21 protein-coding genes are annotated in these 21,203 nt (G+C 61.9%); 8 read left to right on the top strand and 13 right to left on the bottom strand.

Annotated elements, in window-relative coordinates; genetic code table 11:
• Positions 1-4: 4 nt before the first annotated feature.
• Positions 5-1,240, bottom strand: a complete 1,236-nt coding sequence (locus tag GR198_RS04790) for a hypothetical protein (protein ID WP_164067670.1) — start codon at positions 1,238-1,240, stop codon at positions 5-7.
• A 164-nt stretch (positions 1,241-1,404) separates the two neighbouring features.
• Here GR198_RS04790 and GR198_RS04785 point away from each other — a divergent pair, with 164 nt between their 5' ends.
• From GR198_RS04785 to GR198_RS04770, 4 genes are all read left to right on the top strand, one after another.
• The gene (locus GR198_RS04785; RefSeq protein ID WP_029874244.1) at positions 1,405-1,635 is read left to right on the top strand and encodes a hypothetical protein; all 231 of its coding nucleotides are present in this window, start codon (positions 1,405-1,407) and stop codon (positions 1,633-1,635) included.
• A 251-nt stretch (positions 1,636-1,886) separates the two neighbouring features.
• Complete coding sequence (grxD, locus tag GR198_RS04780; protein WP_012757638.1) at positions 1,887-2,222, top strand: Grx4 family monothiol glutaredoxin; 336 nt, start codon at positions 1,887-1,889, stop codon at positions 2,220-2,222.
• A gap of 137 nt (positions 2,223-2,359) precedes the next feature.
• The gene (locus tag GR198_RS04775) at positions 2,360-3,565 is read left to right on the top strand and encodes a multidrug effflux MFS transporter (RefSeq protein ID WP_032984504.1); all 1,206 of its coding nucleotides are present in this window, start codon (positions 2,360-2,362) and stop codon (positions 3,563-3,565) included.
• A 35-nt stretch (positions 3,566-3,600) separates the two neighbouring features.
• On the top strand, positions 3,601-4,881 hold the full coding sequence (locus GR198_RS04770; protein ID WP_029874246.1) for a multidrug effflux MFS transporter: 1,281 nt from the start codon (positions 3,601-3,603) through the stop codon (positions 4,879-4,881).
• Between the two features lie 189 nt (positions 4,882-5,070).
• Here GR198_RS04770 and GR198_RS04765 read toward each other — a convergent pair whose 3' ends face one another.
• The 11 genes from GR198_RS04765 to GR198_RS04715 all read right to left on the bottom strand — a co-directional run bounded on the left by GR198_RS04765 (position 5,071) and on the right by GR198_RS04715 (position 16,914).
• Positions 5,071-5,895, bottom strand: coding sequence for an inositol monophosphatase family protein (locus tag GR198_RS04765; protein ID WP_029874247.1), 825 nt, complete (start codon positions 5,893-5,895; stop codon positions 5,071-5,073).
• A 40-nt stretch (positions 5,896-5,935) separates the two neighbouring features.
• A complete protein-coding gene (locus GR198_RS04760) occupies positions 5,936-6,763 on the bottom strand; it encodes an inositol monophosphatase family protein (protein ID WP_029874248.1) in 828 nt (275 codons plus the stop codon).
• Between the two features lie 45 nt (positions 6,764-6,808).
• The gene (gene ttcA, locus GR198_RS04755; RefSeq protein ID WP_012757643.1) at positions 6,809-7,678 is read right to left on the bottom strand and encodes a tRNA 2-thiocytidine(32) synthetase TtcA; all 870 of its coding nucleotides are present in this window, start codon (positions 7,676-7,678) and stop codon (positions 6,809-6,811) included.
• 60 nt (positions 7,679-7,738) lie between these two features.
• Positions 7,739-8,668: a glutaminase gene (locus tag GR198_RS04750; protein ID WP_012757644.1), complete on the bottom strand. Its 930-nt coding sequence runs from the start codon at positions 8,666-8,668 to the stop codon at positions 7,739-7,741.
• Positions 8,669-8,770: 102 nt separating this feature from the next.
• Positions 8,771-9,388: a 30S ribosomal protein S4 gene (gene rpsD / locus GR198_RS04745; RefSeq protein WP_003540107.1), complete on the bottom strand. Its 618-nt coding sequence runs from the start codon at positions 9,386-9,388 to the stop codon at positions 8,771-8,773.
• A 224-nt stretch (positions 9,389-9,612) separates the two neighbouring features.
• Complete coding sequence (locus GR198_RS04740) at positions 9,613-11,127, bottom strand: ATP-binding protein (RefSeq protein ID WP_012757646.1); 1,515 nt, start codon at positions 11,125-11,127, stop codon at positions 9,613-9,615.
• 221 nt (positions 11,128-11,348) lie between these two features.
• Positions 11,349-12,596, bottom strand: coding sequence for an MFS transporter (locus GR198_RS04735; protein ID WP_204337025.1), 1,248 nt, complete (start codon positions 12,594-12,596; stop codon positions 11,349-11,351).
• 24 nt (positions 12,597-12,620) lie between these two features.
• Positions 12,621-13,424: a glutamate racemase gene (gene murI, locus GR198_RS04730; protein WP_164067666.1), complete on the bottom strand. Its 804-nt coding sequence runs from the start codon at positions 13,422-13,424 to the stop codon at positions 12,621-12,623.
• A complete protein-coding gene (locus GR198_RS04725) occupies positions 13,405-14,235 on the bottom strand; it encodes an RNA methyltransferase (RefSeq protein ID WP_012757650.1) in 831 nt (276 codons plus the stop codon). The genes murI and GR198_RS04725 overlap by 20 nt, the downstream gene beginning before the upstream one ends.
• A 4-nt stretch (positions 14,236-14,239) precedes the next feature.
• On the bottom strand, positions 14,240-16,279 hold the full coding sequence (locus tag GR198_RS04720) for an FUSC family protein (RefSeq protein WP_164067664.1): 2,040 nt from the start codon (positions 16,277-16,279) through the stop codon (positions 14,240-14,242).
• Positions 16,280-16,386: 107 nt separating this feature from the next.
• The gene (locus GR198_RS04715) at positions 16,387-16,914 is read right to left on the bottom strand and encodes a hypothetical protein (protein ID WP_164067662.1); all 528 of its coding nucleotides are present in this window, start codon (positions 16,912-16,914) and stop codon (positions 16,387-16,389) included.
• Positions 16,915-17,101: 187 nt separating this feature from the next.
• On the opposite strand from GR198_RS04715, the gene GR198_RS04710 reads away from it, so the two are divergent.
• From GR198_RS04710 to GR198_RS04700, 3 genes are all read left to right on the top strand, one after another.
• Positions 17,102-18,313, top strand: a complete 1,212-nt coding sequence (locus tag GR198_RS04710; protein ID WP_003540122.1) for an NADP-dependent isocitrate dehydrogenase — start codon at positions 17,102-17,104, stop codon at positions 18,311-18,313.
• 71 nt (positions 18,314-18,384) lie between these two features.
• A complete protein-coding gene (locus tag GR198_RS04705) occupies positions 18,385-18,831 on the top strand; it encodes a GNAT family N-acetyltransferase (protein WP_164067660.1) in 447 nt (148 codons plus the stop codon).
• A 77-nt stretch (positions 18,832-18,908) separates the two neighbouring features.
• The gene (locus GR198_RS04700; protein WP_018492944.1) at positions 18,909-19,535 is read left to right on the top strand and encodes a glutathione S-transferase family protein; all 627 of its coding nucleotides are present in this window, start codon (positions 18,909-18,911) and stop codon (positions 19,533-19,535) included.
• A gap of 45 nt (positions 19,536-19,580) precedes the next feature.
• Here the strand turns inward: GR198_RS04700 and GR198_RS04695 are convergent, their stop codons facing one another.
• Positions 19,581-20,432: an AraC family transcriptional regulator gene (locus GR198_RS04695; protein ID WP_164067658.1), complete on the bottom strand. Its 852-nt coding sequence runs from the start codon at positions 20,430-20,432 to the stop codon at positions 19,581-19,583.
• Positions 20,433-20,560: 128 nt separating this feature from the next.
• Here GR198_RS04695 and GR198_RS04690 point away from each other — a divergent pair, with 128 nt between their 5' ends.
• Positions 20,561-21,193, top strand: coding sequence for a LysE family translocator (locus GR198_RS04690; protein ID WP_164067656.1), 633 nt, complete (start codon positions 20,561-20,563; stop codon positions 21,191-21,193).
• Positions 21,194-21,203: the final 10 nt, after the last annotated feature.

The following is a 21,203-nucleotide window of genomic DNA, read 5'->3' as shown; positions in this document are numbered from 1 at the left end:
GCCCTCAGCCGGGCATTCTATTTTCGTCGGGATCGGCAAAGACCGAGGCCGGCATCGGCCCGGATGTCAAAAGCGTGAAGTCGAAGGGCGCCTGCAGATCGGGCCCAAGCACATATTGCCGGTGAACGCGCAGCTGGTCCTTGCGGATCTTGCGGTAGTGTTCGCGCGTCAGCATCTGCTTGACGCGGATCAGGATCATCTTCGCCTGAGGCGCATCCGCATGGCCGGAGACGGCAACGACCGGCACCTTGTAGAAATTGATCGAATCCGTCAGGCACTGTACGTCGAGCCAGGAAATCTCGGGACAGCGGGCGATCAGCCCGACGCGGGCGCGAAGCAGTGTCGCCGATGACATCAGCGCGCATTGCAGGATGGCGCTGCCGAGGGTGGCAAACACCACGCGCTTGCCCTTGAAGATCTCCGGTTCCTTTTCCAGCAATATGCCGATGACATGGGCGGCGACGCTCGATCCCATGCTGTGCGAGGAGATCACATATTCGTCCGCCTCTTCTTCAAGCGCCTTGCGCACGGCAGCGGCCCGGTCTTCCAGCCAGTCGTTGAAATCTGTCCGGTCCATGCGGCCGAGTGCCACGGCCATTGCCCAATCGGCGAAGAGATGCAGCGTATGGAAGCGTTCGGAAAATGGCAGGAAGGCGAAGATGAAAAAACAGAGCGCCAGCGGCCCACTCCAGAGCATGTGCCACGGCGAAAAGCCGACAGCATAGGGTAGGATGGCGATCTGCGCGGTCAGCGCGATCGCCAGTGCCGTCAGCAGGAACGGAAAGAGGAAGAACAGGCCGAAGCGCCAGGCATGGCGGAAATATCCCCGCATCCCGCCTTCCAGCATGATCTCGGCGCAGCTTCGGAAGCCTGCAATGATCTGGCTCAGCGTGTTGCCGGCACGCAGCCTGCTTACCAGTATATCGTGATCGACCATATGGATGCGGCTCTTCGTCTGCCAGCCGGGGGAACCGGTCCCTTCCCCGGCCGCCGCTTTGTCAGCGGCCCCGGGCGCCGCTTTTGCGGCTGCCACGGGCGCCACTTCGGCTGCCCGTTCGCCCGTCGTGACCACGAAACTGAGGGGATCGCTTCCCGCCTCCGGTGCGCCCGTTTCAACCGAATAGCCCCAGACGGCGGCACTCTGCCTGGCCGAGCGCTCGTAGCGTGCCCTGTGGGCAACGCCGTCGAGCGGCTCGAAGCCAGTGAAATGCAGGACGACCCGCTTCTCGATCAGTTTCATTCCACTCTTCCGGCCGGGCGAATGGCCGGCATGTTGCTGCGATCCGGCTGCTGCGCCACTGATATGGGCAAAAAGCAGCCATGGTCTCGAAGCCGTCTTGCTAACCGAACTCTTCCGGAATTCAATAGCAGCCATGTCGTTTCCATCACGAACGGAGGGGTTTTGTGGCCGACCTAGTCAAAGAATTGATATCAGGCGTCGTCGACAGCGTGCTGAAGGAGATCCTGAAGAAAACCACCGGCCGCGTCACCACGAAGCGCAGGAGGCGTAAGACACGCCCCGCCACGACGACGAAGGATACGCGCAAGGCCACCTCGGCCAAACCCAAGCCCGCCCGCAAACAGGTCAGCAAGCGCCGCACCGCCGCCGGCCGCAGCCGTCAGCGACGCAGCTAAGACACCATGAAAATACGAGCGGCTTTCGGATGAATTGTGCTCCGCTGCAGCGCCGCGCGTCTTTTAAGACGTGCAAAGGACGCTGTAGTACTTTGATGTGCAGTAGCGCGAGGGCAACAGCCCCGGCAACGGCCTGCCCGAATTGGTATTTTTTTGGTTCGGGCAGCTGGAATTCCTGCTGTCGCATGCTATCTAAAGGCAACGATTGAAACGGTGGGCCTTTAACCCGCCTGTTGAAAGGATTAGGTCCCATGAGCGGCATTCACGAATTCATCGGCAACGAAATCAAGAGCAACGACGTCGTCCTTTTCATGAAGGGCACGCCGCAGTTTCCGCAGTGCGGTTTCTCCGGCCAGGTCGTGCAGATTCTCGATTACATCGGCGTCGATTACAAGAGCGTCAACGTGCTCGCCGATTCGGAAATCCGCCAGGGCATCAAGGAATATTCCAACTGGCCGACGATCCCGCAGCTCTACGTAAAGGGCGAGTTCGTCGGCGGCTGTGACATCGTCCGGGAAATGTTCCAGGCTGGTGAACTGCAGCAGCATCTCCAGGAAAATGGCATCGCTGTGCGCGCCGCCTCCTGACCGGTCACCGGACGTCCGCCCGGTTTCCAAATCTGTTTCTTGAGTTCGAGGCGCTGCGGCTAGCAGCGCCTTGACCTGTTTATGGGAATTTCATTGTGACAGATTCTTCACAAGCCGTGTCCGCGGGCCGCCTGCCCATGGGCAAGCGAGAATTCATCGCGCTCGCAGCCTTCCTGATGGCCATCAACTCGCTGGCGATCGATATCATGCTCCCGGCCTTGCAGCAGATCGGCGCGAGCCTCGGCGTCGAGAGCGAGAACCACCGGCAATTCGTCGTCTCTTCTTATCTGCTCGGCTTCGGCTGCGCCCAGCTTTTCTACGGACCGCTTTCCGATCGCTTCGGTCGCCGCACACCGCTATTGTTCGGCCTCGTCGTCTACATCGTTTCGGCCATCGGCATCGTCTTCGTTCCCTCCTTCGCCGGCCTGCTGGTGCTGCGTTTCGTGCAGGGCATCGGCTCGGCGGCCACCCGCGTTATCACCATCTCCATTGTCCGCGATGTCTATGGCGGACGGCAGATGGCCGAAGTCATGTCGCTGATCATGATGGTCTTCATGATCGTGCCGGTCATTGCGCCTGGCACCGGCCAGATCGTCATGTTCTTCGGCAACTGGCACCTGATCTTCCTCTTCATCGCCACCATGGCGACGGCGATTGCCGTCTGGGCCTATCTACGCCTGCCGGAAACCCTGCATCCCGCCAATGTCAGGCCCTTCACCGCCCGATCGATCTTCGGCGCCTTCAAGCTGGTGCTGACCAATCGCGTCGCGCTCTGCTACACCATTGCCAGCACCTTCATCTTCGGCGCGCTGTTCGGCTTCATCAATTCGGCCCAGCAGGTCTATGTCGGCATTTACGATCTCGGCGTCTATTTCCCGTTCGCCTTTGCCGGCGTGGCGATCTTCATGTCGCTGTCGTCCTTCTTCAATTCGCGCTTCGTCGGCAAGCTCGGCATGCGCCGCCTGTCGCATGGCTCGCTCATCGGCTTCATCGCCATCAACACCATCTGGCTGATCGTCCAGATGGCCAGCACCGAGCCGATGCCCTTCGCTCTGTTCATCTCTTTCTTCGGCCTTTCGATGTTCCAGTTCGGCTGGATCGGCTCGAACTTCAATTCGCTCGCCATGGAGCCGCTCGGCCACGTCGCCGGCACAGCCTCCTCCGTCCTCGGCTTCATGAGCACGGTCGGCGGCGCCATCATCGGCGCCGGCATCGGCCAGGCCTTCGACGGCACGGCGCTGCCGATGGTCGCCGGTTATTTCGTCGTGTCGATCATCGGGCTCGTCTTCGTGCTGATCGCCGAAAAGGGCCGCCTCTTCCAATCGCAGAACCCAGCCGTCTGAACGGCCGACCTCATTCGCATCCGGGATTTCACCACATGACGCCGCCGCATAAACCGCACCAGGAAAACCAGGGCTCCCGCCGCATCGGCATGGGCTTTGGCGAATTCGTCTTTACCATCGCCATCATGACCGCCAGCGTCGCTATGGCGATCGACAGCATGCTGCCGGCATTGCCCAATATCGGCCATTCCCTCGGCGTCACCAATACAAACGACGCGCAGTTGATCATCGGCGTGTTCTTCTTAGGGTTCGGCGTCTCGCAGATCTTCTTCGGCAGCCTTTCGGATACGTTCGGCCGCCGCAACATCCTGCTCGGCGGCTTGGCCTGCTATATTGTCGGAATGTTTGCCGCCGCAGCGACCGGCAGCTTCGAAATGCTGCTCGTCATGCGTTTTGTCCAAGGTATTGGCGGTGCGGCCGTGCGCATCACCACCATGGCCATGGTGCGCGACTGCTTCGGTGGCCGCGAAATGGCCCGTGTCATGTCCTATGTGATGATCGTCTTTATGATCGTGCCGATCGTTGCCCCATCCGTCGGCCAACTCATCATCCTCTATGCCAACTGGCACTGGATCTTCATCCTGCTCGGCATCATCGCCACCATTCTGTTCGTCTGGGCTCTCCTGCGGCTGAAGGAATCGCTGCCGCCGGAAGAGCGGCTGCCGCTGTCGGTCGCCTCTGTCGTGGATGGCTTCAAGACCGTGCTCACCAACCGCATCACCTGCGGCTACATGATCGGCCTCACCATGTTCACCGGCGTCATCAGCGCCTATGTGATCTCGGTGCAGCAGGTCTTCGGCGAGGTCTACGGCCTTGGCGACTGGCTGCCGATCGCTTTTGCGGCCACCGCTGGCGGCATCGCCGTCGCCAATTTCGCCAACGGCTTCTTCGTCCGCAAATTCGGCATGCGCCGCATCTCGCACGCCGCCCTGCTGATTTTCACGGCGCTATCGGCTGTCGGCTTTTTTTATTCGCTGGCCGGCAAGCCCGATTTCGCCATTGCCTACGGCATCTTCACTATCGTGCTGATGATGTTTGCCCTGATCGCCACCAATTTCACCGCCATCTGCCTGGAGCCAATGGGTAATCTCGCCGGCACGGCGACCGCCATCACCGGCTTCGTTTCGACGACGGCCGGCGCCATCCTCGGCGGCCTGGTCGGCCAGATGTTCAACGGCACGGTGCAGCCGCTCTTCGGCGGCTTCGCGCTCTTCGGCGCGGTGACGATCGCAGCCACCCTTTGGGCCGAAAACGGCAAGCTCTTCACCCACCCCGGCGACAGCCCGCAACTCGATCCGGGTGCTGCGCATTTTTGAATGCGAAGAGTACCGGACCCGGACACTTCCGTTTGTTGACAAACGTTCTTCACTCGACGTCATCCTCGGCCTTGTGCCGAGGATCTGCTGCATATCAACGAATTGCAGATGCTCGGGACAAGCCCGAGCATGACGAAAGAGGAGTTGGACAACTGTCTCAGTAGTCTGAGGCTCACCGGAACGGCGGGTTCAGACCGTGAAAACCTCACGCCGCAGCACGTCCCACGAAGCCTTGTCGGGGGTAATCAGCAGCCCGCCGTCCAGATGATGCGGCAGGTAGGGCGAGCCGTCGAAGCGCGCCGCATAGGCGCCTGCCTCCTGCGAGATCAGCGTGCCGGCAAGGTGATCCCAGGGCATCAGCTTGTTGTACATGAGGTAATGCACATGGCCGCCGGCAAAGGTGCGGTATTCGTGGGCGGCGCAGCGGTAATTGGTGAGGAAGCGCACCTTGGCGAGATTGGCGAGCACTTCGGCCCGCTTCTCCTGCGGCAGGTAGCCTGTCGAGGCCATGCCGACCATATGCTCCAGTTCCACGGGAGCTGCGACCGAGAGCCGCTCGGCGCCGCCATCCGGCCGCCGCAGCCAGGCGCCGCCGCCTTTTTCGGCCATCACCCAGTCGTCGCCCATTGGATCGTAGATGATGCCGGCAACCGTCTCGCCGCCGGAAATGACGGATGCCATGACGCCGAAGGCCGGGATGCCGGAGGCGAAATTGAAGGTGCCGTCAACCGGATCGACGACGATCGCGAGATCGGCATGCTCGAGCCTGCCGAGCAAATCAGGATCGGCCGCAACCGATTCTTCGCCGAGGAACAGCGCGCCCGGCCAGAGTTGCGCAGCTTCCGCTTTGATCATCCGTTCCGCCTGCTCATCGGCCTCGGTGACGAGATCGGTCGCCTCGCTCTTGGCGCGCACGTCGGCCTGACCGAGCCGGCGAAAACGCGGCAGGATCTCCGCCTTCGCCGCGCGGCGCAGCAGATCGGCAAGAACGGTCACGTCGACAATCGAAGTCATGTCAAATCCTCTCGCTTGGGTCTCTCAGAAGAACCTTGAATCAGATGCCGACGATCTCGCGCCGGATGAGCTGCCAGCTCTCCTTGTCGGGCGCGGAGATGATACCGCCCACGGTCTCGCCGGGGCGATAGGGCGTGCCGTCGAATTTCGCCGTATGGCCGCCGGCCTCCTGATGCGCGAGCACCCCGGCCAGGTGATCCCAAGGCATCAGCTTCGCATGGCCGATGAAATGCAGCTTGCCGGAGGCGACCATCCAATATTCGTAGGCCGAGCAGTTGAAGGCGAAGGTCATCCGGATCTTCGCCATGTTGGCGCAGATACGCGCGCGATCCGGTTCGTCCATGTGGCTCCATGACAGGCCACCGACCATCTGGTTCAGGCTAGCAGGCTCAGCGACTTTCAGCTTTGTCGACTGCCCGTCCCAACGCGTCAGAAAGGCGCCTGCCCCCCTGATCGCGGTCACCGTGTCACCGAGAACAGGATCGTGAATGATGCCGGCGACCGTCTCGCCCCGGACGGTCACCGCCAACATGGTCCCGAATACAGGAAGCCCGGCGGCGAAATTGAACGTCCCGTCGACAGGGTCGATGACGAAGGCGAGCTCGGCATCGGCAAGTGCCGGCACGACAGACCGGTCGGCGTCATAAGCCTCCTCGCCGACGACGAGTGCTGCGGGAAAGCGCTCTCTCAGCGCCGCGGTGATCCGGTGTTCGGCAAGCAGATCCGCTTGCGTCACCAGATCGATTGCCGAAGTCTTCTCCGAAACATCGGCAGCGCCGAGATTGCGGAAACGCGGCATGATCTCGGCTTGCGCCGCCTCTCTGACGCAATCGCCGAGAAAGAGAATATCCTGATCTGAAATAGTCATGCGAAATCCTGCCTCATTCAATAGCCTGCCTGCATAGCTGGCCTTTCATGAAGGATCGGTGACACCAAGGGTGGAAAAGTCGAAGAGTTTCGGATCGAGCAGATGCGACGGGTTCACATGCGAAAGCGCCCGCAGCATCGTATCCTTGCGGCCCGGCATCCGCCGCTCGATATCGGCAAGCATATCCTTCATCGCATTGCGCTGCAGCCCGTCCTGCGAGCCGCAGAGATCGCAGGGGATGATCGGAAACTGCATAGCGACGGCAAACTTCGCGAGGTCGTCCTCAGCGGCATAGGCGAGCGGACGGAGCACCATCAGATCGCCCTCGTCGTTCAGAAGCTTCGCCGGCATCGAGGCGAGCCGGCCGCCATGGAAGAAATTCATGAAGAAGGTTTCGAGAATGTCCTCGCGGTGATGGCCGAGCACCAGCGCATCGCAACCCTCTTCCCGCGCGACACGGTAGAGATTGCCGCGCCGCAGCCGCGAACAGAGCGAACAATAGGTGGCGCCTTCAGGCACCTTCTCCTTCACGATCGAATAGGTGTCGCGATACTCGATCCGGTGGCGGACGCCGATCTTGTTAAGATAATCCGGCAGAACGTGTTTCGGAAAGTTCGGCTGGCCCTGGTCAAGATTGCAGGCGATGAGCTCGACCGGCAGCAAGCCGCGCCATTTGAGATCGAGCAGCAGCGCCAACAGCCCATAAGAGTCCTTGCCACCGGAAAGGCCGACCAGCCAGCGCTTCTGGCCCTTCAGCATGTCGAAATCGTCGAAGGCCTGGCGCACCTGCCGCAGCAGCCGCTTGCGCAGCTTGTTGAAGGAGACCGAGCGCGGTGCATCGGCAAACAGCGCATGGCCGCTGGTGTCGGCTTCGCCGGTTTCCAAATCATCGGCGATGTTGGCTGCGATATTCATTGCTTCGTCCTACAGAAATTCCACATTTGCTCTAGCAGAAAGCTGCCTGGCAACACAGCATCAATCGCCGAAAACCGACCAGCCGGTGCGGGCTGCGAGCATTTCCAGCGCCGCGGCGCCGAGCTGCGAATTGCCGACCTTGTTCAGCCCCGGCGACCACACCGCGATCGAGGCAATGCCCGGCGCCACCGCAAAAATGCCGCCGCCGACGCCGCTCTTACCGGGCAGGCCGACATGATAGGCGAAGTCACCCGAGCCATCGTAATGGCCGCAGGTCAGCATCAGCGCATTGATGCGACGCGCCCGCTTCGGCGAGACCACCGAATGGCCGGTCGTCGGATTGCTGCCGCGCGCCGCCAGGAACAGCCCGGCGCGGGCGAGCTGCTCGCAGCTCATCGACAGCGCGCATTGATGGAAATAGACGCCGAGCACATGGTCGACCGGATGGTCGAGATTGCGGTAGGCGCGCATGAAGTTGGCAAGCGCGAAATTGCGGTATCCCGTCTGCGTTTCCGAGCGCGCCACCTTGTCGTCGATGGTGATCGACTCGTCATCGGCGAGATAACGCACGAAGCGCAGCAGCTCGCCGATTGCCTCGCGCGGCGCATGGCCGGCCATGACGACGTCGCTGACGGCGATCGCGCCGGCATTGATGAAGGGGTTGCGGGGGATGCCGCTCTCATGCTCCAACTGGACGATCGAGTTGAAAGCCGATCCCGAGGGTTCGCGCCCGACCCGCTTCCACAGCCCCTCGCCGACCTTGCCGAGCGCCAGCGTCAGCATGAAGACCTTCGATATGCTCTGAATCGAGAAGGCGGTATCGGCATTGCCGACGCGATAGACTTTGCCGTCGACGGTGACGATCGCCATGCCGAACTGCTTCGGGTCGACCTTGGCGAGCTCCGGAATATAGTCCGCCACCTTGCCCTCGCCGATCCGCGGCTGGATATCGGCGTAGATGCTATCGAGGGTCGCCTGCAAATCTGCCATTGCTTCTCTCCAGATCGCAAAAAAGCCGCTCGAAAGAGCGGCTTTCCGTATATCGACGCATGCTGTTGTCTCGCAATCGGTTTCGACTGCGAGACGAATGCATTAACGCGAGTAGAATTCGACGACCAGATGCGGTTCCATGACGACCGGGAACGGAACGTCGCTGAGCGTCGGAACGCGGCCGAAGGTTGCGACCATCTTGTTGTGATCGACTTCGATGTAATCAGGAACGTCGCGCTCTGCGAGGCTGACGGCTTCCAGAACGATCACCAGCTGCTTCGACTTTTCGCGAACTTCGATGACATCGCCGGCCTTGCAACGGTAGGAACCGATGTTGACGCGCACACCGTTGACCGAGACGTGGCCATGGTTGACGAACTGGCGGGCAGCAAAGACCGTCGGAACGAACTTGGCGCGATAGACGATTGCGTCGAGGCGCGATTCCAGCAGGCCGATCAGATTTTCAGAAGTGTCGCCCTTGCGGCGGTCGGCTTCGGCGAAGATCGCGCGGAACTGCTTTTCGCGCAGGTCACCGTAGTAGCCCTTGAGCTTCTGCTTGGCGCGCAGCTGCACACCGAAGTCCGAAAGCTTGCCCTTGCGGCGCTGGCCGTGCTGGCCCGGGCCGTATTCGCGGCGGTTTACCGGGGACTTCGGACGGCCCCAGATGTTTTCGCCCATACGGCGGTCAATTTTGTACTTGGACGATTCGCGCTTGCTCATCGTATTTCCTTTCAAAGGTTTATGACGGCTTGTTGCCAAACCGCACGAAGGAAACACGCCCTCCTCTGGTCTTTTCCGAGACCTGACAGGATGTTCCGGTTAGCGAACAGGAACGATCCACGGGACATGTCAAATGAAACACCGGGCATTGCTGCCCGGTGCTTGCGGCGGTCTTTAGAGGGCCGTCATGAAATTGTCAACAGCGGCAAAGCTCGAAAGCACCACTATTCCGCCGCCAGCCGTGGGTCCCCGCCAGCATCAGGTGCGTTGGCGTCGCCCGGCGCCGTCTGGCAGTCCATATCAGGGAAAGCGACGATACGCTTGCCGGAAAAATCGGCGTGCACGACGATGATGCCCTGCTCCTCGAAATAGCCGAGCAGGCGCCGCGCACGGCGGGCGGAATGGGTGCCATAGGCACGGGCGATGCGGGCGTCCGACGGGCACGGCTCGCCGCAGACGGCGGCCTTGGCGAGCATCAGGAAGACGCCCTGCAGGTCGTCGGTGACACCTGAAGACAGCGACAGCGCCGTCGCCCAGGCATCGGTTGCGGCCGTTGCCGCATCGACGCCGGAGCGCGAGATCGCCACGCGCCGGCGGAAATCCGGCAGCGCGATCGGCGGTCCCGGCACGCGACGCATGCGCAGCCTTACCAGAAAGTCCTGGTAGAGCACCGAATCGGTGCGGAAGGCGGATGCCGGATCGTCCAGTATCTCGGCCAGCACACCGGCAAGGCGCTCCTCCCGCTCCTCGGCGGAGACTTCCACCTGGCTCGCCCTCGCCTCCGCAGGTACGGCCGATGCAGCCGGCGTTGAGCGCGAGAGTTCGGCCAGAATATCGGTCGTCGGCCGTGGCGCCGGCGGGGCGCGGCGCACCAGCGGGCGTTGGAATTCCTCCGGATCGGGCGTGAAGATCAGGTCTTCGACATCCTGCGGCGCATCCGGCAGCGGCATCAGTTTCGGGCTGGAGGAGCGCGCCGAGGTCTCCACCGCGCCGATCTGGATCGGCAGCGGCCGGCGCGACAGCGCGGGTCCGAGAGCGACGAAATTGCCGCGCTTCAGGTCGCGGAACATCTCGGCCTGGCGCCGGTCCATACCGAGCAGGTCGGCGGCGCGCGCCATGTCGATATCGAGGAAGGTGCGGCCCATCAGGAAGTTCGAGGCCTCAGCCGCAACGTTCTTGGCGAGCTTGGCAAGCCGCTGCGTCGCGATCACGCCGGCAAGGCCGCGCTTGCGGCCGCGGCACATCAGATTGGTCATCGCGCCGAGCGACATCTTGCGCGCATCTTCCGAGACATCGCCACCGACCGACGGTGCAAACATCTGCGCCTCGTCGACCACGACGAGAACCGGATACCAGTATTCGCGATCGGCATCGAACATGCCGTTGAGGAAGGCGGCGGCGGCGCGCATCTGGTCTTCGAGATCGAGGCCTTCGAGCGTCAGCACGCAGGAAACGCGATGCTGACGGATGCGGTTGGCAATGCCCGCCAACTCCGCCTCTGTGCGCTCACCGTCGACGACGACGTGGCCGAACCTGTCGCTGAGCGTGACGAAATCACCCTCGGGATCGATGATGACCTGCTGCACCCATTGCGCCGATTGCTCGAGCAGACGGCGCAGAAGATGCGATTTTCCGGAGCCGGAATTGCCCTGCACGAGCAGACGTGTCGCCAGCAGCTCCTCGATATCGAGCGTCGCCGGAGCGCCGGACGCCAATCCCATATCGATGCCAACCTGCACGTCCAATTCCCCTTACAAATTCCCGGCCCGTCTCTAGATCAGGATGATTTTAGGCCCGATCGGCCTAAAACCTGTTTCCTGATCTACATCAAAGAAATAGAGCATGATGTCGTCCGAAAACCGCGTACACTTTTCGGCATCATGCTCTAGCAGATTCGCAGGCACCGTTGTCGTCAAACCTTTAAGAACCCACAGGAAAGCCAGCCCTGGGAAATAAGGCTTCACACCGCCTCGCGCTCGACGAGGTCCCCCGCCATGTCCGTCTGCGTCGGAATTAGCAAACGTGTGCAGAGCAGGCTGACGAAAAGCGGTACCAGCAAGACCGCAAGCCCCGCGCGCAAGCCCAAGAGTTCGCCGAGAAAGCCGATGATCGGCGGCCCGATGAGAAAACCGGTCAGGGCTGCGAAAGAGAGCGTCGCAACGCTTGAAGCGGGCGGGCGGTCAGTCAGCGAAGCGACGGCCGTCACCGCAAGCGGAAACCCGACCGAGACGCCGACACCGACTGCGGCAAAGCCGAGGAGCGCAAGCGGCGTCGCCGGTGCAAGGAGAACGACGAGCATGCCGGCAAGCGAGGCGATGCCGCAGCCACGGGCGATGGCAACCGCGCCGAAACGGCCTTTCATGTAATCACCGCTGAAGCGCCCCGCCGCAACCATGAAAGCGAAAACCGAATAACCGAGGCCGGTTTGCGCGCCTTCTGCATTCATGACATCGCGGAGGTAGACCGCCGACCAATCGGCGATCGCACCTTCGGTCATCGTCACGCCGAAGACGAAGGCGCAGATCCCGAGCAGAGCAAGACTGGGCAGCTTGAAACCGGTCATTGCCTGCGAATTCTCCGCATGGTGACTTTCCGACAATTTCGGCAGGCGCAGGCTGGCAATCAGCGCAGCCGGCAGGATGACGATCGCCGTGATCAGGATCGACCAGTGCGGCGAAAGCCCGATGGCTATGGCAGCAACGCCGATCAGGCTGCCGGCCATGATTCCGAAGCTCCAGAAGCCGTGGCAGCGGCTCATGATAATCAGCCCGGTCGCCTTCTCCGTCACATCGGCCTCGACATTCATGCCGAGTTCCACCGTCGAAAGCGCGACCCCAACGACAATCAAGGCGAAGAATAGAAGCATGACGCTGGGCGCAAAGGCTGGAAGCGAAACCACGGCAAGAAAGAAGATGAAACCATAGATGATCGCCATGCGCCCGCCGATGCGCGAGACGAGGCGGCCGGCAAACGGCAGGGTGATCAGCGTGCCGATCGGCAATCCCAGAAGTGCGACGGCGAGATCGGCGGTGCCGAGTTCAAGCTTCGCCTGGATATCAGGAATGCGCGGTAACCAGGCGCCAAAGGCTATCGGCTGCAGAAAGAAGATCAGCATGACAAGTCTTTGCAGCGGCACAGCGCATCCCTTTATGTCTTGAGCGGCAAACACCCGCCCGCGATTCTCCGCGGAGATCTTGCGCGATGACATCGGCGAGATAAAGCGCGCAGTGCCTTATCGCGTGTTGAGACCGAAACCCTGCATAAGTCGGCGCGTCGCAAAATCGGGATTGCCGGATGTAAAGACGGCAAAGTCGAAATTATCGGGGTGAACGGCATCGGCGATCTGTGGAACGAGTGTGCGCGCCCGCCGGGCAATGGCTTCTGCCGGATCCAGCCAGTCCACCGGCCAAGGTGCCAGTCTGCGGAATAGATTGGCCATGAAGGGATAATGCGTGCAGGCGAGCACGACGATATCGGTCTTGCGGCCTTCCTTCTCGACGAAACATTGGTCAATCTCGGTCAGCACCGCCTCATCGGAAATCGCGTCACCTCGGATATAGGCCTCCGCCATGCGCGCCAGGTTTTCCGAGCCGACGAGCCGCACATGACATTGCTGCGCAAAGGACTGGATGAGATCGCGCGTATAGGCTCGCTTGACCGTGCCCGGCGTCGCGAGCACCGAGACCAGGCCGGAGCGCGTGCGCTCCGCCGCCGGTTTGATGGCCGGCACCGTGCCAACGAAGGTCATCTGCGGAAAGGCGGCGCGCAGATCGGCACCAACAAGCGTGAAGGCGGTGTTGCAGGCGATGATGCAGACTTCGGGATCGTGCTCCTCGAGCAGCCGGCCGAAGAGGCCGATCACCCGCTCCTTCAGCGCCTGTTCCTCCCAGCCGCCATAGGGAAAGCCGGCATCGTCGGCCACATAGATGAAGCCGCGTTCCGGCATCAGCACGCGCGCCTCGCGCAGGACGGTCAGCCCGCCTATGCCTGAATCGAAGACGAGGACGGGTTTCAGCTCATGCGTCGGCGCTGTCATCTGGCGGTGTTTCCTTGGCCGCTGTCGGGAACCGGCCGCCGCGCGGGCTCTTGCGTGAGAAGCGGTCGAGGGAAGAGATGACGCCGCGCAGCACGCTGATTTCCTGCTCCGTGAAGGCCCGGCGGGATAGAACGGCACGCAGATTGTCGACCATTTTCGGCTTTTTCCCGGCGGGATGGAAATAACCGCGCGCATCGAGCGCCTCTTCGAGCTGGTCGAACAGGCCGAACAGCTGGTCCTTGGTCGAAGGTGTCTGCCCCATTGCCTGGAAGGGCACGGCGCCGAGATCCTCCATGCCTGATTTCATCCACTCATAGGACATCAGCAGCACCGCCTGGGCAATGTTCAGCGAGGCGAAGGCAGGGTTGACGGGAAAGGTCACGATCTCGTCGGCAAGCGCCACCTCTTCGTTGGTCAGCCCCCAGCGCTCGCGCCCGAAGAGGATGCCGGTGCCTTCGCCGGCGCGAAACCTCGCCCGCAGCGTTTCGGCGGCAATGACCGGCGAGCGGACCGGCTTATAGCCATCACGCTCGCGCGCCGTCGTCGCATAGACGAAATTAAGATCGGCGACCGCCTGTTCCAGCGTGTCGTAGACCTTGGTCGCCTCGATGACGTGATCGGCCTTGGAGGCGGTCGCCAGGGCTTTCTCGTTCGGCCAGCCGTCGCGCGGATTGACGAGGCGCAGTTCAGCAAGCCCGAAATTCGCCATGGCGCGCGCCACCATGCCGATATTCTCGCCCATCTGCGGCTCGACCAGAATGATGGCCGGCCCTTCGGCCAGAAGTTGACGCTCGCTGTTCGTGCCTGCCATGGTTCTATCCCTGTTTCGAGCGCGCAATAACCTCGCCCGGCGCAAACGGCAAGACATCAGCCTGCGGATAGAGCCTTTCCAGCGCCGAACCGATCATTTCGAGCCCGAGTCTGGCCCCTTCGCGCGACAGCGGCAGGTGCCGCCCTGTCGTCCGCGATGTCTTGCGCTCGATGAAGAAACAGGTCGAGCCGCGCGGGGCCGCATCCTTCATCAGCGCCAGATCCGACGCGATCAGCCTCTTCAGCTCGTCGGCCTCGGCCGATGCCGCGTAGCTCTTCGCCAGGATGCGCGCCCAATAGGTGCAGGAGAGGAAGATCGCCAGCGTCTGGCGGATCTGGCCCGGCCGCGTCACCACCGACCAGGACGAGCCGAGCGGCCGCGCCGCCACCGTTACGTCGCGGTAGCAGGCATCGATCTTCTGCGATAGCGTAATCAGCGCAAAACCGCTCCTGCCTTCGCCGATCGCGCTCAACAACTCGTCCAGCGCCTGAAACCAACGGGCGAGTGCCGCATCCAGCGCGCCGCGCGTGCGTGCCGGAAAGACCAGGAAGGCGACCGCCGTTCCGGCCACCGCGCCGATCAAGGTCTCCCCGATGCGCAGCTGCAGGAGATCGAGCGTCAGCACCCCGGTCATGCCGTAGACCAGGCAGAGCACGATCGAGATGAAAAAGGTCATCGTCGCGTAGGAGACCTGCAGGAAATAGAAAGCGAGGAAGATGCAGATGCCGGCGACCGGAATGGCGATGACAGGCTCACCCGAAATCAGCGTCGCCAGCAGGAGGCCGATGGCGATCCCGAACACCGTGCCCAACGAGCGCGACAGCGCTTTCGTCGCCGTGTCGCCGCGCGAATTGGTGTTGGTGAAGACCAGGAAGGCGGCAAGCACCGCCCAGAACCAGCGGTCGCGCGACAGAAGCAGGCCGAAGCCCATGGCGAGCGCCGAGGCCAGCGTGATCTGCAGTGCCGAGCGCAGCAACGGATTGGCAAAGGAAAAGTCGATCCTTTCAGGCTGCGCAGTGTCCTTGACGGCATCGATGCCGGCAAAACCGGAGGCCTGCCCCTCGCCGATCGCCTGCGTCAGCTGCTGCCGCGCCTCGCCGAGCCAGAGAAGCGCCCGCACGGTTTCGCCCTGCGGCTCGTCCTTGATGGCTTCCGCCATGGCACTATAAGGTGCAAGTTCGGCTGCATCCGCCTCGATCACCGCATGGACGAGCGCAAAGGGCGGCGGGCTCTGGAAGCTCAGCACTATCGCGCTCTCGGCGGCAAGATGCGCATCGAAGAGCCGGATCGCCAGCTCTGCGGCGGGATCGGCGGTGGCATCGAAAACCCCGCCGGGCGGGCGTGGAATAAAGGTCTCCGCCATCAGCACCACTTCCTTCAGCCGGTCTTCCAGCTGGCGCAGCTCCTGCCGGTCGGCTTCGCCGATCTCGGCGCCACCGGCAAGGGCGGCGAGCTTGAAAAGGATCTGGTTGATCCGGCCGCGCACGCTTTCGAGTGAGCGCAGCAGGTCGCGCCGCCAGTCGTCCGGCAGGAGCACAGCTCTCACCAGATGGCCGACGAGCACCGAGACGACGGGGCCGATCGCCACATCAGGCAGCTCGGCAAGAGAAGGCCGGAAATAGGACCCCATGAAATAGGAGGTGAAGGCGAACATGCCGATCGCAAAACCGCGCGGCCCGAACACGCGGCCTGCCGATGCGAGCGCGATCACCACCAGGAAGACGAGATCGGAGAGAAAACGGCGATCCTCGAGGCCCGCCGCGATGGCGACGACGCCGAGGCTTGCGACGCAACCGAAGAGCCGCGTCACCAATTGTCGCGAATTGCCCTTGTCACGCACCGCCACCCCGCCCTCGATCGACAGCACGATGCCGAGGCCGAAGGCCGCCGTCGGCAACGGCACGATGAACATCTGGATGGCGAACAGGATGGTGAAGGAGAGGACGATCGTCAGCGTCACCCGCGAAGCCATGCGCAGGCGCGAAAGCGCCGGATCGTTGGCAAGCAGCCAGTCGCGGAACTGAAAACCGGAAAACAAGTGCAAGAGCCCCTCATGCTGCCCAGATCGACAGATACCGCCGCACGAGCGGAAATCAAACCGCCAGAGAACAAGATCACGATCGAATCCCGATGCTCTCGAATGTCGCGCGCCTATTGGCCCTTGGCAATCAGCGCCATCGTCGCCTTCAGGGAATCGCGCGCCTGCGTTTCGATATTCTCGGTGACGATATCGTCGATGACGGGCTTGCCGCCTTCATCGACCACCAGAAAATGAACGGTCGTATAGTCCTTGGCATCGGGCGCATCCGAGCAGGCGGACTTTCGGAAGCGCACTGTCACCTCAGCCACGCCGTCGACCACAGGCGCTGCCGCCATCGTCAGATCCTCCAGCGGGCAGGCATCCTGGCCGTTGACGATGACGTCGTAGTCGAAGGGCGAAATGCCGTCGTCGTCGACGGCAGGAAACTGTGCCGCCGCCTGGTATCTCGCGACGAAATCGCGGCTGTAGAGATGGTCGAGCCGGCTCGCATCGAAGATGTCGGTCCAGTCGCTGTTATTGTCGGCCCAGTTGCTCTTGGTCGCCTCCATGATCTCCTTCACGGGAGCGGTAATGTCGGCGGCATGGCCGATGCCGGAAAAGGCGATAAGGCTTGCGATAACAACGGCGATTGTCTTCATGGTCGAATGTCCGGGGCGGCAGATCGAGGCGGACACTAGCCAATTTCCGGCGCTTGGCAATGGTGGCAAAAACGCATTGTCGAGCCCCTTGCAGCTTTGCGTTCCCTGATCACAATGCTATAGCGCTCCTCATCACATCACCCACCCGGGACGCCGGTCCCCATTGAAGCTCGAACGAGGCAGATACATGAACAAGATCAAGGTCGCCAATCCCGTCGCCGATCTCGACGGCGATGAAATGACGCGCATCATCTGGCAGCTCATCAAGGATAAGCTGATCCATCCGTATCTCGACCTCGACATCGACTATTTCGACCTCTCGGTCGAAAACCGCGACGCCACCAACGACCAGGTCACCGTCGATGCCGCCAACGCCATCAAGAAGTACGGCGTCGGCATCAAGTGCGCGACGATCACGCCGGATGAGGCCCGCGTCAAGGAATTCAACCTCAAGGAAATGTGGAAGAGCCCGAACGGCACGATTCGCAACATCCTCGGCGGCGTCATCTTCCGCGAGCCGATCATCTGCAAGAACGTGCCGCGCCTCGTTCCCGGCTGGACCAAGCCGATCGTCGTCGGCCGCCACGCCTTCGGCGACCAGTACCGCGCCACCGATTTCAAGTTCCCCGGCAAGGGCAAGCTGACGATCAAGTTCGTCGGCGAAGACGGCACCGTCATCGAGAGGGAAGTCTTCAACGCACCGGGCGCCGGCGTTGCCATGGCCATGTACAATCTCGACGAGTCGATCCGCGAATTCGCCCGCGCCTCGATGATGTACGGTCTGATGCGCAAGTGGCCGGTCTATCTGTCGACCAAGAACACCATCCTCAAGGCTTATGACGGCCGCTTCAAGGACATTTTCGAAGAAGTCTACGAGACCGAATTCAAGGATCAGTTCAAGGAAGCCGGCATCACCTACGAACACCGCCTGATCGACGACATGGTCGCCTCGGCGCTCAAGTGGTCGGGCGGCTATGTCTGGGCCTGCAAGAACTATGACGGCGACGTCCAGTCCGATACCGTCGCCCAGGGCTTCGGCTCTCTCGGCCTGATGACCTCGGTTCTGCTCACGCCCGACGGCAAGACGGTCGAAGCCGAAGCCGCTCACGGCACGGTCACCCGCCACTACCGCCAGCACCAGAAGGGCCAGGAAACCTCGACCAACTCGATCGCCTCGATCTTCGCCTGGACCCGCGGCCTGGCGCATCGCGCCAAGCTCGACGACAATGCCGAGCTTGCCCGCTTCGCCGCAACGCTCGAAAAGGTCTGCGTCGACACCGTCGAATCCGGTTTCATGACCAAGGACCTGGCGCTCTTGATCGGCCCCGACCAGCCGTGGCTCTCGACCACCGCCTTCCTCGACAAGATCGATCAGAACCTGCAGAAGGCCATGGCGTAAGCCGGCCTTTCCAAGATAACATCGAAACGGCGGGGATTTCCCCGCCGTTTTCATTTTGGGAGAATGAACCGATGACGGCCATCCTGCGACCGCTTGAATCCTCGGACCGCGCCGCTTGGGAACCCCTGTGGGAGGCCTATCAGCGCTTCTACGAAGTGGTCATCCCGCCCGAAACCACAGATCTCACCTGGGCTCGCTTCCACGATGCTGACGAACCGATGCATGCGCTCGGCGCCTTCGACGAAGACGGCCATCTTGTCGGCATCGTCCATGCCATCTTTCACCGTTCCTGCTGGCTGCCGCAATGGACCTGCTATCTGCAGGATCTCTATGTCGAAAACAGCCAGCGCGGGCTCGGCACCGGGGCCGCTTTGATCGAGGCCGTGGCCGACCTCGCCCGCGCCAACGGCGCAGGCAGGCTCTACTGGATGACCCACGAGACAAATGCAACGGCCCGCCGGCTCTATGACAGGATCGCCGAGCGCTCGGGCTTCATCCAATATCGCAAGGCGCTCTAACGGTCGGGACTTGCAGGCGGCCATCGCTGCGCTATTGATTCCGTGGGACCCAATAACGGCAACACGAGGAGGACGTCATGACCGAAGAATTGGTATTCTATACGAACCCGATGTCGCGCGGCCGCATCGCGCGCTGGATGCTGGAGGAGATCGGCCAGCCCTACCGCACCGAACTCCTGACCTTCGGCGAAACCATGAAGGCGCCGGAATATCTCGCGGTCAATCCGATGGGCAAGGTGCCGGCAATCCGCCACGGCGACACCATCGTCACCGAATGCGCGGCGATCTGCGCCTATCTGGCCGAGACCTTCCCAGAAAAGGCGCTGGCGCCGAGGCCGGAGGAGCGCGCCCGCTATTACCGCTGGATGTTTTTTGCCGCCGGTCCGCTCGAATCGGCGGTGACGATGAAGGCTCTCGGCTTCGAAATTCCGAAAGAGCGGCTGCGCATGGCCGGCTGCGGCAGTTTCGGCAACGTCATGGACACGCTCGAGAAAGCCGTCTCCGCTTCGACCTACATCACCGGCGAGCGTTTCACCGCCGCCGACGTCTATGTCGGCTCCCATATCGGCTGGGGCATCGGCTTCGGCGGCATCGAAAGACGCCAGGCATTCCTCGATTATGTCGGCCGCATCAGCGAGCGCGAGGCCTACAAACGGGCGAACGCCCTTGATGACGAAGCCATCAAGACCATGCAGGCCGCTTGAAAATTCCAGGACGCGGCAGATCCGCCGTGCCCCCGATCGACGACTTTAGACAAGCGGCATGTGAATATCCGTCAGAAGCTCGGTCGGCGACACCTCGCGCGGATTGTTGAGATATTCCTCGAACATGACCCTGTCCTTCAACTGCCGGCCGGATTTCGGCAGCCATTCGGCAAAGAGCCACTGATAGGACTTGGACATGTCGGCATAGGGACCCTTGTGGCGCAGCACCGCATAATCGCCGCCGTCGATCGTGCGCCGCTCGAAGGGTGTCGCGGCCGGCACTTCGGCAGCGCCGGTGACGCAGGCTATCGAGCGCAGCTTTTCCTCCGGCACAAGATCGGGATCGTCGAGATAGACGCCGATCATCCGCATGTCGGGCTTGGCGAGGCCGCGGGCATAAAGCGTGCCGAACAGCGTCTCGAAGGCCTTGTCGATCTGCATGTAGGAGCCGGTATGGGCAACGCCGATCAACTCGATCGACCCGATCTCGCGTATGGTAACGTCTAACATGGCTTTGGTCTTTCCGTTAGGTGAGGGTTCGAAGGCTGTGTGGCTTCCCTCTTTCCGATAGCGGGCCGGCGGCATGCCGTAGACCGACTTGAAGATACGATTGAAGGATTGGAGATTGGGATAGCCTGATCGCTTCGCAATTTCGCTGACGGCAAGCTCCGTGCGGACGATCTCGCCCGCCGCACGATGCAGCCTGAGCCGCTTGACGGTGGCCGCCAGCGTCTCGCCGTAAATCGCCCGGTAGATCCTGTGCCAGTGATAGCTCGACATGCAGGCGATCTCGGCAAGGCGCCCCATATCCAGCTCCTCGTCGAGGTGGTCGTGAATATAGGCCGAAACCCGTCTCAGACGGTTTTCATAAAGTGCCCATGCCGTTTCGCCATTCATGTCGGAACCTCGTGCAAATTGATCGACCGCAGAGAACCATAACCCGATTTGACAAATCCTGCTGACTTGCCCCTCCGGCGAATCCTGCGTAAACCGGAATTCCGGCTCGAACCCAAGAGGAATGATAGATGCCGGATTTTTCAACATTAATACTCTTTGCCGCCGCGGCGCTGGTGCTGACCGCCACGCCCGGTCCCGACATGCTGCTGATCGCCTCCCGCAGCATCAGCCAGGGACGCGCTGCCGGTTTCCTGACCTATGCCGGCATCGCGCTCGGCACCTATTGCCACGCCCTTGCCGCAGCCTTTGGGCTGTCGCAGCTCTTCATGACCGTGCCGGCCGCCTATGAGACGGTGCGCTGGGCCGGCTGTTGCTATCTTCTCTATCTCGCCTACAAGACGGTCCGCTCGGAAGGCGCCGCCTTTCAGCCGGCATCGACGCTGAAGCGACTGTCGGGCCGGCGTATCTTCTTTGCGGGCCTTGCCACCAATCTGCTCAATCCGAAGATGGCGCTCTTCGTCATGGCGCTCTTTCCGCAATTCGTGAATGCGTCAGCCGGATCGCTGACGGTGCAGATGCTGATACTTGCAAGCATCCTGAACGGCATCGGCCTCGTCGTGAACGGCGCCGTGATTTTCCTCGGAAGCACGATCCGTTCGAGACTCCAATCGGCGAGCCGTTTCCCGAAGTTGCCGCAATACATTCTGGCAACGGTCTTCACCGGGCTCGCCTGCCGCCTGGCGTTGCAGCCGCGAAACTGAACATCGAGTG

This window comes from Rhizobium leguminosarum (assembly GCF_010668065.1).
Lineage (GTDB): Bacteria > Pseudomonadota > Alphaproteobacteria > Rhizobiales > Rhizobiaceae > Rhizobium > Rhizobium leguminosarum_S.
Note: the sequence above shows the minus strand (reverse complement) of the source record. Positions and strands in the feature narration are given on the sequence as shown.

Coding starts and splice junctions, on each gene's coding strand:
- murI (WP_164067666.1), bottom strand. CDS start 13,424: ATGACAGCGCCGACGCATGAGCTGAAACCCGTCCTCGTCTTCGATTCA.
- rpsD (WP_003540107.1), bottom strand. CDS start 9,388: ATGAGCAAGCGCGAATCGTCCAAGTACAAAATTGACCGCCGTATGGGC.
- grxD (WP_012757638.1), top strand. CDS start 1,887: ATGAGCGGCATTCACGAATTCATCGGCAACGAAATCAAGAGCAACGAC.
- GR198_RS04725 (WP_012757650.1), bottom strand. CDS start 14,235: ATGGCAGGCACGAACAGCGAGCGTCAACTTCTGGCCGAAGGGCCGGCC.
- GR198_RS04760 (WP_029874248.1), bottom strand. CDS start 6,763: ATGACTATTTCAGATCAGGATATTCTCTTTCTCGGCGATTGCGTCAGA.
- GR198_RS04705 (WP_164067660.1), top strand. CDS start 18,385: ATGACGGCCATCCTGCGACCGCTTGAATCCTCGGACCGCGCCGCTTGG.
- GR198_RS04690 (WP_164067656.1), top strand. CDS start 20,561: ATGCCGGATTTTTCAACATTAATACTCTTTGCCGCCGCGGCGCTGGTG.
- GR198_RS04735 (WP_204337025.1), bottom strand. CDS start 12,596: ATGTCATCGCGCAAGATCTCCGCGGAGAATCGCGGGCGGGTGTTTGCC.
- GR198_RS04765 (WP_029874247.1), bottom strand. CDS start 5,895: ATGACTTCGATTGTCGACGTGACCGTTCTTGCCGATCTGCTGCGCCGC.
- GR198_RS04695 (WP_164067658.1), bottom strand. CDS start 20,432: ATGAATGGCGAAACGGCATGGGCACTTTATGAAAACCGTCTGAGACGG.
- GR198_RS04700 (WP_018492944.1), top strand. CDS start 18,909: ATGACCGAAGAATTGGTATTCTATACGAACCCGATGTCGCGCGGCCGC.
- GR198_RS04770 (WP_029874246.1), top strand. CDS start 3,601: ATGACGCCGCCGCATAAACCGCACCAGGAAAACCAGGGCTCCCGCCGC.
- GR198_RS04775 (WP_032984504.1), top strand. CDS start 2,360: ATGGGCAAGCGAGAATTCATCGCGCTCGCAGCCTTCCTGATGGCCATC.
- GR198_RS04790 (WP_164067670.1), bottom strand. CDS start 1,240: ATGAAACTGATCGAGAAGCGGGTCGTCCTGCATTTCACTGGCTTCGAG.
- GR198_RS04750 (WP_012757644.1), bottom strand. CDS start 8,668: ATGGCAGATTTGCAGGCGACCCTCGATAGCATCTACGCCGATATCCAG.
- GR198_RS04710 (WP_003540122.1), top strand. CDS start 17,102: ATGAACAAGATCAAGGTCGCCAATCCCGTCGCCGATCTCGACGGCGAT.
- GR198_RS04715 (WP_164067662.1), bottom strand. CDS start 16,914: ATGAAGACAATCGCCGTTGTTATCGCAAGCCTTATCGCCTTTTCCGGC.
- ttcA (WP_012757643.1), bottom strand. CDS start 7,678: ATGAATATCGCAGCCAACATCGCCGATGATTTGGAAACCGGCGAAGCC.